Annotated in this window: 10 protein-coding genes; 4 read left to right on the top strand and 6 right to left on the bottom strand. The window is 67.2% G+C overall.

Annotated features, from left to right (window positions below; genetic code table 11):
* Window positions 1-504 precede the first annotated feature (504 nt).
* Together ACQEXA_RS50245 and ACQEXA_RS50240 are read left to right on the top strand one after the other, a co-directional pair.
* Entirely contained in the window at window positions 505-2,757 is a 2,253-nt protein-coding gene (locus ACQEXA_RS50245; protein WP_433133266.1) for a carbohydrate-binding protein, read from the top strand.
* 266 nt (window positions 2,758-3,023) lie between these two features.
* Window positions 3,024-3,362 (top strand): hypothetical protein, encoded by a 339-nt coding sequence (locus ACQEXA_RS50240; protein WP_433133264.1) that lies wholly within the window; start codon window positions 3,024-3,026, stop codon window positions 3,360-3,362.
* Window positions 3,363-3,467: 105 nt separating this feature from the next.
* Here ACQEXA_RS50240 and ACQEXA_RS50235 read toward each other — a convergent pair whose 3' ends face one another.
* Both ACQEXA_RS50235 and ACQEXA_RS50230 read right to left on the bottom strand, forming a co-directional pair.
* On the bottom strand, window positions 3,468-5,111 hold the full coding sequence (locus ACQEXA_RS50235; RefSeq protein WP_433133262.1) for a hypothetical protein: 1,644 nt from the start codon (window positions 5,109-5,111) through the stop codon (window positions 3,468-3,470).
* A gap of 261 nt (window positions 5,112-5,372) precedes the next feature.
* Window positions 5,373-6,800 (bottom strand): IS1182 family transposase, encoded by a 1,428-nt coding sequence (locus tag ACQEXA_RS50230; RefSeq protein ID WP_432939048.1) that lies wholly within the window; start codon window positions 6,798-6,800, stop codon window positions 5,373-5,375.
* 502 nt (window positions 6,801-7,302) lie between these two features.
* Between ACQEXA_RS50230 and ACQEXA_RS50225 the strand changes: the two genes are divergently transcribed.
* Complete coding sequence (locus ACQEXA_RS50225; RefSeq protein WP_433133260.1) at window positions 7,303-8,697, top strand: hypothetical protein; 1,395 nt, start codon at window positions 7,303-7,305, stop codon at window positions 8,695-8,697.
* A 239-nt stretch (window positions 8,698-8,936) separates the two neighbouring features.
* Here ACQEXA_RS50225 and ACQEXA_RS50220 read toward each other — a convergent pair whose 3' ends face one another.
* The 3 genes from ACQEXA_RS50220 to ACQEXA_RS50210 form a co-directional block, all read right to left on the bottom strand.
* The gene (locus ACQEXA_RS50220) at window positions 8,937-10,520 is read right to left on the bottom strand and encodes an ABC transporter substrate-binding protein (RefSeq protein WP_433133258.1); all 1,584 of its coding nucleotides are present in this window, start codon (window positions 10,518-10,520) and stop codon (window positions 8,937-8,939) included.
* Between the two features lie 649 nt (window positions 10,521-11,169).
* Window positions 11,170-11,562: a hypothetical protein gene (locus tag ACQEXA_RS50215; RefSeq protein WP_432923414.1), complete on the bottom strand. Its 393-nt coding sequence runs from the start codon at window positions 11,560-11,562 to the stop codon at window positions 11,170-11,172.
* Between the two features lie 126 nt (window positions 11,563-11,688).
* Window positions 11,689-12,666, bottom strand: coding sequence for a helix-turn-helix domain-containing protein (locus tag ACQEXA_RS50210; protein ID WP_432923417.1), 978 nt, complete (start codon window positions 12,664-12,666; stop codon window positions 11,689-11,691).
* 105 nt (window positions 12,667-12,771) lie between these two features.
* Between ACQEXA_RS50210 and ACQEXA_RS50205 the strand changes: the two genes are divergently transcribed.
* Window positions 12,772-13,062, top strand: coding sequence for a hypothetical protein (locus ACQEXA_RS50205; RefSeq protein WP_433133256.1), 291 nt, complete (start codon window positions 12,772-12,774; stop codon window positions 13,060-13,062).
* Between the two features lie 354 nt (window positions 13,063-13,416).
* Here the strand turns inward: ACQEXA_RS50205 and ACQEXA_RS50200 are convergent, their stop codons facing one another.
* Window positions 13,417-14,424: an IS110 family transposase gene (locus tag ACQEXA_RS50200; RefSeq protein ID WP_432933167.1), complete on the bottom strand. Its 1,008-nt coding sequence runs from the start codon at window positions 14,422-14,424 to the stop codon at window positions 13,417-13,419.
* Window positions 14,425-14,687: the final 263 nt, after the last annotated feature.

Raw genomic sequence — 14,687 nt, 5'->3', positions numbered from 1 at the left:
GCCGATGTGCGGCGTGGCGGCGATCGAGGGCGACGGGCCGGACAGAGCGCCCCGCAGGCGTCGCGGCTGCACAGACCGGTCGAGGCGGGTCGTCTTCCACCAACTTCCTTACGCAGAAGCGCTGATGACGCCCGGCTCGCCGCCGACCGCAGGTGATCCCCGACCGAAGCTCACTTTCTTCATGCCTTGACTTAACACCAGTGAAATTGCTTGGATCCAACCCATTGTTGAGGCGGGAGGGGGCGATGTGGTGGCTGTCGCCACGTCAGGACCTGTAACCGTGATCGCCTTTCACGGCGCTCGTACTGCGGCGACGGCGGCAGCCCCGCCGACTCCGGTTCCGAAGCGCAGGCATGCCGCGTCGCCGCCTTGCGGGCTCAACGCCGTAACAGCCAGTACTCGCACACCACTTGATCACGTGTGCCGCAGCCGCCGGAACGGGCCGTACGCCACCGACCCGGCGCGGCATCAGTCCCCGACACTCCCCAGACTCCAGGAGAAGCTGTGAGACGTTCTCTCACCGCGATCGCCGCCATCGCCGTCACGGCACTGACCGCACTGGTCGGCACGGGTCCCACCGCGCACGCCGACCGGGCAGCACGCGAACCGGTCCGCCAGAACTCTGTCGTGACCGGCACCTACTCCACCGGCGGCGCGCAGGCATGGCAGCCGCTGCCCAGTGTGCGCACGAGCAATGACACGGGCTCCCCCACCGATGCCAGTGTGGTCGTCGATCCGAGTACCACTCTGCAGAAGTACACGGGTATCGGGTTCTCCCTCGACGAGACGAGCGTCTCCAACCTGTGGAAGCTCACCTCCGCCCGACGCGAGGCCGCCATCCGGCTGCTGGTCGACCCTAAGAACGGTGCGGGCCTCGACCGGTTCCGGTTGACGATCGGCAGCCCCGACCTGATCGAACATCTCCCGTTCTGGTCGGAGGACGACCTCCCCGCAGGCGTCACGCAGGACTTCGGTCTCAAGCACTTCTCCATCCAGCGGGACATCGACCTGCACATCGTCGACACCATCAAGCTGATCCAACGCTACAACCCGAAGGCAACCTTCTTCGCCTCCGCATGGAGCGCACCGGCGTGGATGAAGACGAACAACCAGTTCACCGGCGAGGTCGCACTCAAGCCCGGCAGCACCACCGACTACTACCAGGTCGGCAAGCTGCGCGACGACTGCATCGAGGTGTTCGCGCGCTACTACGTCAAGTACGTCCAGGCCTACGCCAGGCACGGAATACCCGTCGACGCCCTGACACTGCTGAACGAGCCGGGCATGGACGTGGTCTACCCGGCCATGGACATCAGCATCGCCCAGCAGCAGAAGCTCGCCCTGGCCATGAAGCGTGAGTTCCGGGCTGCCCACCTCGATACCCAGCTCTACGTGCACGACTTCAACTTCTGGGACTGGCGGGATCCCAACAGCACGGCGACCAAGAACTACCACCGCATCTTCGACGACGCCCCCGACGGCTCGGTGACCGGCAAGCAGGTCCAGAACGCGGCGGACGCCATAGCCTTCCACCCCTACTGGGGTGATCCGCGCGTGATGCGCGACGCGTACGAGCAGACCGGAAAGCCGGTCCACCTCACGGAGACCAGCGACCTCTCGCCGCAGACCATCCTCAGCGACTTCCGACTCGATGCCGGCTCCTACATCCTGTGGGCCCAGACCACGGACCAGGACGGCGGGACTCTGCACTGGACGCCCGCCCGGGACAACAACATCGACTGGGAGAAGGTCGGCGCCACCACCAAGTGGCCCAACCGGCTGGTCACGGTGAACACGACGACCAAGGACTTCACAGTCCGCGACGAGCTGTACGGGATGGGGCAGTTCGCCAAGTACCTCTCCCCCGGTGACGTGCGCGTCGAGTCCAGCGCCGCAGAACACGGCATCAGCAACGTGGTGTTCCGCTCCGGTGCCGACAAGTACGTCGCAGTCCTCGGCAACAGCAACAGCACCGACGGCAAGATCCGGATCGTCGTCGCGGGCCAGTCGTTCGTGGTGACGGTTCCGGCGGGGTCCTTCGCCACCTACCGGTGGAAGGGCCAGGCTCCCTCGGGCCACCGCAACCACGCCCCGGTCCTCGCCGGAGCGGCCGATGTCGTCGCCGACCAGTACAGCACCGTACGCGTTCAGTTGCAGGCCACCGACCGCGACGGGGACCGGCTGGCGTACTACGCCGACGAGTTGCCGGACGGCGTCGACGTGGACCCGGCGACCGGCCTGATCACGATCCACCCGACCACCGCCGGCGAAGAGGACATAATCTTCTACGCCACCGACGGCCGAGCACGCGACCGGGTGAGCGTCCACCTGACCGTGCGGCCCCACGCCGTCCCGGTGGGCGAGAAGATCGAGGCGGAGGGCTACACCGATCAGCACGGCTGGTCCGCGGACGGCAGCAACTTCATCGAGAGCAACCCCGCTGCCAGCGCAGGCAGGGACGTGGGCTGGACGACCGCCGGCAACTGGCTCACGTACCGCGTCGACGTGCCGCAGGCAGGCACCTACGATCTCGAGCTGCGTGTCGCGAACGGCACCGGGGCCACCTCATCCAACGCCCTGTCCCTGCGCGACGAGAGCTCGGCCAAGCTGGCAACGGTGTCGGTGCCTGACACGGGCGGCTGGGGGACGTACCAGTCCGTCCATGTGCCGGTGAATCTCGTGGCCGGGGAACAGACGATCACCGTCTACTGCGAAACCGGCGGGTTCAACCTCGACTATCTGCGCTTCACCCACTAGCCGCCGGTTCTCCGACAGCCCGGGTGCCCCTGCCACGACTCCACGTCCGCGGCCCGCTGCGGGTGAGGACGGTAGCGGCACCCGGTGCTGCGGGGGGATGCTTCACGTCATCAGCTGACCTGAAGGTGGGCGCAGTGTTCGGCGACCTGCCGTTGCAGGTGCGGCGGCGGATGCCGTACCGCGAGCGTGGAGGCGGATACACCTTGATGCGCCACGGAACCGACTACCAGCGGGACCGATCAGCCGAGCAAAGGATCAAGGATCTCGTGGAGACACCCCATTACATCGACTGCTGTCACCGCCCTGAGCTTCGCGCCCTGCGCACCCTGTACGAGTCGACGCATGACATGGAGTCCCTGCAACGGTGTACCTCTTGCGGGACCTACTGGTTCTACCGCTTCCATGAGTACGTCAACTGGTCGACCGGCGACGACGACCTGACCTCGTGGTTCACAGCGCTCACCGACGAAGAGGGCACAAGGTTACGCAATGTGACGGACGGTCATGGGGAGGACTTGTCCTTCCTGACCACGCGCCCGAGCTGGAGAGACGACCGTGATGGCGCCCAGCGCGTCGATGGGGCACCCGATCGTCCTTGGACCTGAACCACGAGGGACCGTGACCCTCGCCGCTCCCGATGTGGGCGTGACGCTTTGCCGACGGCCCCTAGGTCTCCTTGGTGGTCAGAACACGTGCACTTTGCTTGAGTTTCATCCGGCTTTGAGTCGGGCGGTGCGGGTGTAGTGCGCGACGGACTTGTCGATCACGGCGAGGGCGTCGCGCAGCGGTGGGGGTGCGGGTGGGGTGTTGGCTGCCAGCAGGGGTCGTAACAGCCGGTCGTGGACCTTGGTGTAGAAGATCGCGACTCGTTGGCCGTCGTCGGTCAGCACGTAGGTGTTGGTGTGCTCCAGGCGGCGGATCAGTCCGTTGCGGCGTAGCCGGGCAAGGTCGTAGCCCATCTGATTGGTCGAGTATGGGGTGCCCAGCAGGGCGCTCACCTGGGCGCGAAGGCTCCGGTTGGTGAACCCGACGACGGTGGTTAGCAGGATGGACAGGGCGCCGGCCAGGGCCATGACCCGGGGGTCGCCGAACCGCAGGGCCGGGGCCCTCCTGCCGTCGGTGGTCACCGAGGGCAGCGCGACCCGCTCAAAGGCTGGGCTCGCAAGGACGCAGCCCTGGCCGACGCGTTCAGCGTGCAGCAGTCGGGCGTTGACGGCACGGGCTTTGGTCTGAAGTTCCTCGAGGTGGTCCAGGCGGCGCAGGACTGCGAGGTCCTTCGGGGAGTTGACGACGGTCTCGATGCGCAGTGCCCGGCCTTCTTTGAGGTACTGCTTGATCCTGGAGTGCTTGTAGAACAGGTTGACCGTGACGTCGACGCCGCGGGTGACCACCTTGGTGGCGAACCCGGTCTGGGTGTCCGAGCGGATGCGTCGGTCGAAGATGTAGGAGATCTCGTCCGGGCGGCCCAGTCCGAGGTTGTCGCTGACCAGGGCGTCGAAGAACGTTCGAGCGTTGCGGGGTGCGTCGAAGACCAGGGTGCGCGAGACCTCGATCTGGCGCATGGACAGCTCCCACCAGTAGCCGCCGTCGCGTTCGCGTGGACCGAAGGGCAGGGGCAGTTGGGCCATCCAGCGTTCGAAGAACACGGCGATGGCGCCGGAGTCCAGCCGGTCGCAGATCGCCTGTAGTCCGGGCGTATCGCCGCAGGAGGCGAACCCGTTGGACAGGGCCGTGAACGCGATCCCGGCTTGGGCGGCCTGCTGTTTGGCCCACTCGTGGCCGTTGACCCACACCTTGATCGGGTAAGGGAAGTAGGAGCAGATCTTGATGAACGCCGGGCCGAAGTCGGAGTCCCACAGGTAGAAGTAGAAGCAGGTCACCCGCCGGTCAGCCTTGTCGAAACCGAAGCACACGGCTCCGGGTGTGGTAGCCCGGTCGTAGCCGGTGAACACGCGTTGGAACTCTTGGGCCACGCCGATCGCGACCACCTGTGGGCGACCGGACGCCTGCGCGGCGGCCAGGTACGGCTTCATCGCGTCGGCCTTGCGGGCGTCCTTCGCGAAGCGGACCACCGGGATGTGCTCGTCGCGGGCAAAGCGGGCCACTGCCGCGCGGAAGCGGTCGCCGATCTGCCCCAGCAGTGCCGGCGAGGGGGCCGGGTGACCCAAGTGCCCGGTGAGGAACGTCACCACCTGGCCGCCGACTTGAAGGTTCGGCACATAGCCGTTGAGGTAGATCCGGTCCAGGCACTCCAGATCGAGCGCGACATGTCCGTCGAGTACGTCGTGGACGGTGACTGCTCCGGCTGCGTTGCCCGCTGCGATCGCCCTGCGCGCCTGTGCACCAGCCGTCACCCTGACCACCGCCCAACCGAGCACACGAACCAGCTGCTCGCAGCGTCCACCCACCCACCGCGGCTGTCATTCGAACGCCCGGACACCCACCTCGGCGGTCCGAGGCTGGCCTCACTGGGAGCGTGGGTCAGTAGCGAGCAAGCGGCCCGCTGGCCGTGATCGGTCGACGGCCGCTCCGTCGGCATCTGTGAGGCTGTGGTTGGGGCCTGCCTGTCAGGTGTCCGGCTGGTAGGGCCTGTGAGGTGGCCGGGGAGGCCTGGCTCAGGCGGCCAGGGCGGCGAGTCCGGTGGCCCCGGCGTATCGGAAGATCTTGCGGAGGTTGTGGCAGGCGGCCAGCAGTCGCCACTCGGCGCGGGCGCCGTCCTCGCCGCGCAGGAGGAGTTGGCGGCCGTTCTGGCAGGTCATGATCTGGCCGAAGACGGGTTCGACGATGGCCTTGCGGCGGGCGTAGGCGGCCTGTCCGGGCTTGGTCCGCAGCTTGCGGGCCATCCGCTCCTTCAGGGTGGCGCCGGCGGGGATGCGTCCGCGGGGCGCGGGCGGGACCTGTTCGTCGTGGCTGAGTCGGCCGGTGGCCATGAACGTGTCGGTGCCGCAGTCCAGTTGGCGGTCTTTCGCGGCTTCGAGGTTTGCTTCCGAGCAGTATCCGGCGTCGACCAGTGCCTGCCGTGGGTGGACGCCGGTGTTCTGGGCGGACTGGTCGAGCATGCTGGTGTAGTTCAGCGCGTCCGAGGGGTTAGTCGTCACGTCAGCGGCGGTGATGACCTGGTGCTTTTCATCCACGACGGCCTGGGCGTTGTAGGCCTGGATGTAGGCGCCGTCGCTGTTCTTCATGATCCGTGAGTCGGGGTCGGTGAAGTTGGCCTGGGCCTTCGGCTTCGGGCGGGCCTTCGCGGCAGCCGTGTCACCCGCGTCGGTCACGGCCTGCTCGTCGCTGGTACCGGTGCGGTCCTGACGGTGGCGTTCCTTGTCCTCGGCGTGCGCGCGGGCCTTGTCGGCGGCCTCGGCCTCGATCTGCGCGCGGGCGGCCTGCAGCCTGGCCAGGCGCTTCTCACGCCGGTCCAGCTCGGCAGGCAGGTCCACCTCCTTGCCGTCCACGCCGAAGGTCTGGTCCTCGGCTTCGTCGGCGGCCTCCGCGTCGGCCAACAGGGCCTGAGCCTTCGCTTCCAGCTGGGCGATCTCGGCCTCTGTCCGCTCTTCCTTGTCGATCAGTCGGCCGTAGCTCATCGCCTTGTGCTTGGAGGCGTTCGCTTCGAGCTTGGTGCCGTCCAGGGCGACGCGGCCCATCGTGACCATGCCGATCTTCTGGGCGAGGTGCAGCGACTGGGTGAACAGGTTGGCCAGGGCGTCCAGGTGCCGGCGGCGGAACCGAGCGATCGAGCGGAAGTCCGGGGCCTGGCCGGCGGCCAGGAAGCGGAACGCGACATCGTCGGCGCACCGGCGCTCGATGGCCCGCGAGGAGCGGATACCGGTGGTGTAGCCGTAGATCAGCAGCCGCACCATCAGCCGCGGATCGTAGGGCGGGTAGCCGCGCTTCTCGGTGTAATCCGCCAGGACCGGCCCGAGGTCGAGGACCTCGTCGACCAGGTCGGCGACGAACCGGGCGAGGTGGTCCTCGGGCAGCCAGTCGTCCAGCGACGGCGGCAGCAGCAGGACCTGGTGCGGATCGAACGCCCGGAACGTCTTGTCCACCGCCGCCGGACGACCCAGCGTCCTCTTCGGCTCGACTGGCTCGACCTCGAACAGCCCATCGCCACCATGCATACCGTGATCATCCCGCATGAATAACCACGAACCGCAGGCGGGTTGCCGTTACTGACCCACGCTCCCAGTGAGGCCAGCCTCGGACCGCCGAGGTGGGTGTCCGGGCGTTCGAATGACAGCCGCGGTGGGTGGGTGGACGCTGCGAGCAGCTGGTTCGTGTGCTCGGTTGGGCGGTGGTCAGGGTGACGGCTGGTGCACAGGCGCGCAGGGCGATCGCAGCGGGCAACGCAGCCGGAGCAGTCACCGTCCACGACGTACTCGACGGACATGTCGCGCTCGATCTGGAGTGCCTGGACCGGATCTACCTCAACGGCTATGTGCCGAACCTTCAAGTCGGCGGCCAGGTGGTGACGTTCCTCACCGGGCACTTGGGTCACCCGGCCCCTCGCCGGCACTGCTGGGGCAGATCGGCGACCGCTTCCGCGCGGCAGTGGCCCGCTTTGCCCGCGACGAGCACATCCCGGTGGTCCGCTTCGCGAAGGACGCCCGCAAGGCCGACGCGATGAAGCCGTACCTGGCCGCCGCGCAGGCGTCCGGTCGCCCACAGGTGGTCGCGATCGGCGTGGCCCAAGAGTTCCAACGCGTGTTCACCGGCTACGACCGGGCTACCACACCCGGAGCCGTGTGCTTCGGTTTCGACAAGGCTGACCGGCGGGTGACCTGCTTCTACTTCTACCTGTGGGACTCCGACTTCGGCCCGGCGTTCATCAAGATCTGCTCCTACTTCCCTTACCCGATCAAGGTGTGGGTCAACGGCCACGAGTGGGCCAAACAGCAGGCCGCCCAAGCCGGGATCGCGTTCACGGCCCTGTCCAACGGGTTCGCCTCCTGCGGCGATACGCCCGGACTACAGGCGATCTGCGACCGGCTGGACTCCGGCGCCATCGCCGTGTTCTTCGAACGCTGGATGGCCCAACTGCCCCTGCCCTTCGGTCCACGCGAACGCGACGGCGGCTACTGGTGGGAGCTGCCCATGCGCCAGATCGAGGTCTCGCGCACCCTGGTCTTCGACGCACCCCGCAACGCTCGAACGTTCTTCGACGCCCTGGTCAGCGACAACCTCGGACTGGGCCGCCCGGACGAGATCTCCTACATCTTCGACCGACGCATCCGCTCGGACACCCAGACCGGGTTCGCCACCAAGGTGGTCACCCGCGGCGTCGACGTCACGGTCAACCTATTCTACAAGCACTCCAGGATCAAGCAGTACCTCAAAGAAGGCCGGGCACTGCGCATCGAGACCGTCGTCAACTCCCCGAAGGACCTCGCAGTCCTGCGCCGCCTGGACCACCTCGAGGAACTTCAGACCAAAGCCCGTGCCGTCAACGCCCGACTGCTGCACGCTGAACGCGTCGGCCAGGGCTGCGTCCTTGCGAGCCCAGCCTTTGAGCGGGTCGCGCTGCCCTCGGTGACCACCGACGGCAGGAGGGCCCCGGCCCTGCGGTTCGGCGACCCCCGGGTCATGGCCCTGGCCGGCGCCCTGTCCATCCTGCTAACCACCGTCGTCGGGTTCACCAACCGGAGCCTTCGCGCCCAGGTGAGCGCCCTGCTGGGCACCCCATACTCGACCAATCAGATGGGCTACGACCTTGCCCGGCTACGCCGCAACGGACTGATCCGCCGCCTGGAGCACACCAACACCTACGTGCTGACCGACGACGGCCAACGAGTCGCGATCTTCTACACCAAGGTCCACGACCGGCTGTTACGACCCCTGCTGGCAGCCAACACCCCACCCGCACCCCCACCGCTGCGCGACGCCCTCGCCGTGATCGACAAGTCCGTCGCGCACTACACCCGCACCGCCCGACTCAAAGCCGGATGAAACTCAAGCAAAGTGCACGTGTTCTGACCACCAAGGAGACCTAGCCTCCCGGGCGAGACGGCGGCGCGGGTGACACCGACGCGTCCTAGGCTGCCGGGCATGGCGCGTTCCTGGACACGACTGCACGAGCACCTCGGGGCCCCGCCCGGCCCGCTTGACTTCGACATGATCCGCAAGGCCGCTGCCGACTGGCGAGGCGATGCTTGCTCCGAGCATCACACGTGTCCGTGCGGCCTCGGTCAGCCCTTTTTGATCTCCCAGAACCGGAACACCGTGGAGGCGTCGAGGCAGTACTCGAGTCCGTAGACGTTGTCCCGTGTGACGGCGTACTGCTTGGCCTGCCAGATCGGGATGATCGGGAGGTCCGCGGCGACGATGTCCTGGAGCCTGTCGTACGCCTTGTCGGTCGACGAACGGTCGCTCTCGGCGGCCGTCTTCGGGATCAGTTCGCCCGTGATCGTGCTGTTGTCGTAGTGGTTGTCCAGCACGTTGCCCTTGCCGAAGAACGGTGCGGTGAAGTTGTCGGGGTCGGGGTAGTCCGGGACCCAGCCCTTCACGTAGACGCCGTACTTGCCCGCCGCGATGTCCTTCTCGTACTCGTCGAAGGCGACGGACTTGACGGTGGCGTCGAACAGCCCGCTGGCGTTGAGCTGCTCGGCGATCGTCTTCAGTTCCTCGTCGGTGGCGGGCCCGTAGCGCGAGGGCGTGGACCACAGCGTCAGTTTCACCTTGCCGGTGATGCCCGCGGCGTTCAGCGCGGCGGCCGCCTTGGTCTTCGAGGGGCGGTCGCCGTAGGTGTCGAAGAAGGACGTGTGGTGGCCGGTGATACCGGCCGGGATGATCGAGTAGAGCGGGGTCGCCGTGTCTTCGTACACCTTGTTGACGAGGGCACCGCGGTCGAGCAGGTAGGCGATGGCCTTGCGGACGCCGAGCTTGCCGGCCACCGAGTCGTCCATGTTGAAGACGAGGTGCTGGACTTCGGCGCTGGAGCCTTCGATGACCTCGATGCCGTTGCCGGTGGAGGTGTCGTTGGCGGTATCGGCGATGTCGGCGGCGGCGAGACCGCGGTAGGCCAGGTCGATCTGTCGGCCCAGGAGGGCGCTCTTCAGGGCCGACTGGTCGCTGTGGAAGAACCGGAGGGTCACGCCGGAGTTGCGAACCTTGGCGGTGCCCTTGTAGGTGGAGTTGACGGAGAAGACGGCCTTGTCCTTGCCGAAGGAGTCCAGTTTGTAGGGGCCGGAGCCGACTGCCTTGCCGTCCTTGCGCAGCGCGTCGGCGGGGTATGCGCTGTGGTCCACGATTGAGCCGGCGCCGGAGGCTATCTTGCTGGGGAAGGTGGCGTCGGCGTACTTCAGTTTGAAGACAACGGTCTTGGGGTCCGGTGTCTCCACCGAGTCGAGCATGGGAAACATGATCGCGGGTCCGGCGGAGTCGTTGATCTTCAGCATCCGGTCGAAGGAGAACTTGACGTCCTTCGAGGTGAGCGGGTGACCGTTGCTGAACGTCAGTCCGTCCTTGAGGGTGCATGAGTAGACCCTGGTCGCCGTGCCCGTGAACGAGCACTCTTTGGCGGCCTCCGGCTCGGGTTCCGTGCCGCCCTTGGGAAAGCTCAGCAGGGACTGGAAGACGTTGTTGAACAGCAGCCAGGATCCCGGGTCGTAGCCGGAGGCGGGGTCGGTGGCCAGGACGTCGTCGGACATCCCCATCACGATGGAGGAGCCGGTGCCCCCGGAGTCGTTCGTGGAAAAACCGCATCCGGTGAGCAGGCCGGCGGCCAGCCCCGTCGCGACGGAAAGGACCGGCCACTGGGTGCGCATGTTCACGTGCATGTGCCTTGTCTTCGGTTGTCGTTGGGTCCCGACTCCGCGCGTTCCGGGGCCGTGCGGGAGCCTCCGGAGCGTATCGCGAACACGGTGAAGGCCCCCAGGCGGGATGCCCGGTTGCCTTGAAGCGGCCGGTCAGTTGCCCAAGCCGCGGCTGAGCTCCGAGCGCCCTTCAGTTGACCGTCACCATCGCCGCCCCCTCCGGCACCACCCTTCTGGCCCCGGTCGTGACGGATCCCTTCGGCTTCACCGACCGACCCGACTACGCCCGCCGTCCTCACCACGTCCAGCCCGTGACCGCCGCCCGACCCCTGCCGACGAGGACACGGGCCCTCGGCCCCAGAGGAGTTAGCGCGGCAGGCAGTCGTCCGACGCTGTGCGGCGCGCTGCGGCGCTGGATTTTCCCGCTCATCCCCTCGATGGGCAGATCCGGATCTGGGATGTGGCGTATTTCACCAGGTCACATACGCGGGGTGGCCACATCGTGCCACTAGGCATTTTCAGCCTTTCGCGCTAGGCGCAACCGTCTGACCTGCACCGATGCCCTACCACACCCTCGAGAACACAGCTCAACTGTGGAACGCAGGGGTATTTGCTGGATCTGACCGGCCCGCACGGGCGAACCTGTGCGGGCCGGTCACGGCATGGGTCAGTGACAGTCTCCGGAGTAGGCGGTGTCCACCCCGGCGAGCTGGCCGAAGGTGACCGGCTCGGCGTTGTAGACGGTGAGGTGGTAGTTGCCGTAGAGGCCGTAGATCTTTCTTGAGAACGCGTCGCACGAGGACGAGATGGTGCCACTCCCGACTACCTGACCGTTGCCGTCGTCGACCACTCGCCAATTGACGGTGTCCCAGAACGTGAGGTCGACGTAGACCTTGACCCAGTGCCCGGTGCTGTTGGCCGCTACCGAGCCCGTCTTGCACTGGGTGTTGAACAACGCCACCGTGCAGTCAGAGGCTGTCGCGGCAGCGCTCGCGGGTGACCCGGCCTGCAGAAGAGCTGCGGTCATGAACGCGATGACGCCGATCGTGCGCTTGGGCATGCGCATGCCTGTACCCCCCAGATAGGAAGCTGTGCATTGACTTTGCGGTCGGTGCCGCGTTCGAGCCTGCCGGGCGGGTGACGTAAGGGGCATTGTCCCGGCGCGACAGGATGTTGACGGTTCGCGTCATGTTTCGGAGCGCGTCGTGGTGAGGAGCTGGAAGCCCCTGGGGCTGACGCCGTAGGCGGCGCGGAAGGCCCGGGTGAAGGCGGCGGGGTCGCGGAAGCCCCAGCGGGCGGCGGTGGCGTGGATGGGGCGTTCGTGCAGGAGGGGGTCGGCGAGGTCGTGCCGGCAGCGGTCGAGGCGGCGGGTGCGGATCCATGCGGCGGGAGTGGTGCCGTGTGACTGGAAGAGGCGTTCCAGGGTGCGGGTGGAGATGTGATGCGTCGCGGCGATGTGACGGGGGGTGAGATCAGGGTCGGCGAGACGGTACTGGATGAAGGCCAGGATGCGTTCGAACAGCCCGAGTTGGCGGGCGGTGTGTGCGGAGGTGTGCCGGGGGTCCAGGCGATGAGCGAGGAGGGCGGTGATCAGGTCGAGGGTGACGGTGGCAAGGCGGGCGGAGTCCAGGGGGCTGTACTGGCCCGCTTGGGCCAGTAGCGCGCGGAGATGGGCCGCGGTGAGCGCGCCGATCCCCGACCGCCCCGGCAGCGCAGTCACCAGAAGCGACTGCAGTGCGGCCTCGGATATGGGCAGAAGTCCTCGGGGAATGGACACGGTCAAGCCCTGCGTATCGCCGGACTCGGCCCGCAGTGCGATGGTGTACGGACGTGAGGGATCGACCAGTACCAGGGAGCCGGCCGGTACCACCGCCGCACGGTCTGCCTGCGCGAACCACGCTGTCCCCCGCGTGATCAGCGCTAGCTGATAGACCTCTGGATCCGGCCGACTGATCTGTCTCGCGGCAGGTCTGGTCTCCAGGGCCGCTTGGTCGAAGGGCGTCACCTGCACCCGTCTCGCCTCGACGGCGTGGATGGTCGTGTCGAAGTCGGCCGTGTGATCGCTGTGGATCTCGAAGGGCGCCACCATCTGCTCGACCATTGCCATCCAGAAGCCGAAGCGCTCCCGCTGCGGTGACGCGCTCGTACTGATCCTCGTCGTCATGTACAGCCCCCCGTGATGGCCCAGCCGGTGACCGCCCCACGCGGTCCCGAAACATCTGACGGTAAGACACTGGTAAGACGGGGTCCACATAAAGGGATGACCGGGGTGAAGCTCAGCAACGACGTCAGCGCCGCGCTCGCCGAGGACCATCACGTCGTCCGCTACGACGTGCGAGGCGCAGGCCGTTCCGACGCCCCGGCGCGCCGCGGCGGCGACTACCGGCTGGCGCAGCGCGGCAGGCAGTCGTCCGACGCGCTGCGGCGCGCTGCGGCGCGCTGCGGCGCGCTGCGGCGCGCTGCGGCGCTGGATTTTCCCGCTCATCCCCTCGATGGGCAGGTCCGGATCTGGGATGTGGCGTATTTCACCACCCATGAGGGCCGGGCTTGTCAAGCGTAGAAGTGCCCCCGACCTGCGGCTTTTTGTTGTTCGCCGAGGTGCTTTCCTTTGTGGGTCTTCCTCGTGCTCGTCTGGCAGGGCTGCCGTGCAGGGCCCTGGACCGGGAGCGAGGAAGCGTCACCAATGTTCAGGGGTTTGGTCGTTGACGTCCCCGATGTGCTGATGGCCTTGGCGGAGTGAGCTCACATCCACCCATTCGGCGTCTGGCCGGGCGGGCCGGCGCCATGACCGTGGTTCGGGGGATCCGGGCTGCTCAGTCAGGTCATCGAGCACGGGCGACAGCCCGTGCTCGATGGGCAAATGCGAGCTCACCCGGGGTCTGCGACCGCCCCTGGCGGTTGTCGTCGGCTGGTGTCATCGAGTCCTCTGCCGGTCGGGTGGGGCCTGGACTGCGCGCAGCAGATGGTAGGCGCGGGCCAACAGGCGGCGGGCGATCGCGGTGGTGGCGATCTTCTTGCCCCGGCGCCGGGCGAGGCGCTGGTAGGAGGCGGCGAACTCCGGAGACCGCTTGGCGGTCTGGGCGGCTTCACACAAGATCCACCGTAGCCAGTCCGAACCTTGTTTGGAGATGTGGCCGTGCCGGACAGTCATGTCCGAGCCGCGGACCGTCGGGGTGAGCCCCGCCCACGCGGTGAGCTTGCGGGCGGAGGGGAAACGGCTGATGTCACCGATCTCGGCAACGATGATCAGGGCGGTGAGCGTACCCACCCCCGGCAGCTGGGTGAGGGATTTGACCCGCGGATCACCACGGGCGTGCGCGACCAGCTGCTGGTCCAGGGCGTCGATCGGCTCTTTGAGCGCGTCCATCAGGACCAGAAGATCGTCGACCACGCGGTGCGAGGCGTCCGGCAGGTCCAAGCCGTCGAGCCAGACCCGTCCCGGAGCGGTGAAGTAGCCGCCCGGCCGGTCGCAGCCGTAGTCCGCCAGGACGGCATGGACACGGTTGCGTAGCAGCGTGCGCAGACGCACCAGCTGGCAGCGGTGACGCAGCAGAGCCCGTTGCTGGCGCACATCCAGCGGGGCGATCCACGCCTCCGGCAGCAGATCCGCACGGAGCAGTTGGGCAAGGGTCGCCGCGTCGACCTTGTCGTTCTTCAGCCGCGCGGAGGCGATGGCCTTGCACCGCAGCGGGTGCACCAGGTGCGGCTCGAAGCCGTAGTCCTCCAGCAGTTCCACCAGCCAGCCCCAGCCGTAAGCGGCCTCGAAGGCCACCGGGGCTCCGATCGGAAGATCCCCGATCACCGAGAGCACCGTCTCGACCCCGTTGGGCACGTTCCGATTCACCTGCACCGCGCCATCGTGATCAACGACCGCGATCTGTGAGCGCTTGCGGTGCACGTCGATGCCGACGTAGACCGACATTGAGGGCCTCCTTCCCGAGCACGTATGGGACCCGGAACCAGAATCCACCGGGCTGTGCAGGGAAGGGGGCCCGGCCCTCATAGAGTCAGGTCAGTCATGGTGCCCGCGTGGGGCCGTGCGGCCGGTGTTCGAGCCACGCGGCAACGTGAGGAGCCGTGATTCACTCTTTCGAACACTTGCGCGACTCGTGTTTTTGAGAGGTACTGGAGACCCACGACAGGGGAGGGGCGCGCGAGAGACCGGAGGTACAGGACCGTGGATTT

The sequence above is a fragment of the Streptomyces sp. CA-106110 genome (genome assembly GCF_050936285.1).
Lineage (GTDB): Bacteria > Actinomycetota > Actinomycetes > Streptomycetales > Streptomycetaceae > Streptomyces.
The sequence above is the reverse complement of the archived record's forward strand: the minus strand, read 5'-3'. Positions and strand labels throughout refer to the sequence as shown.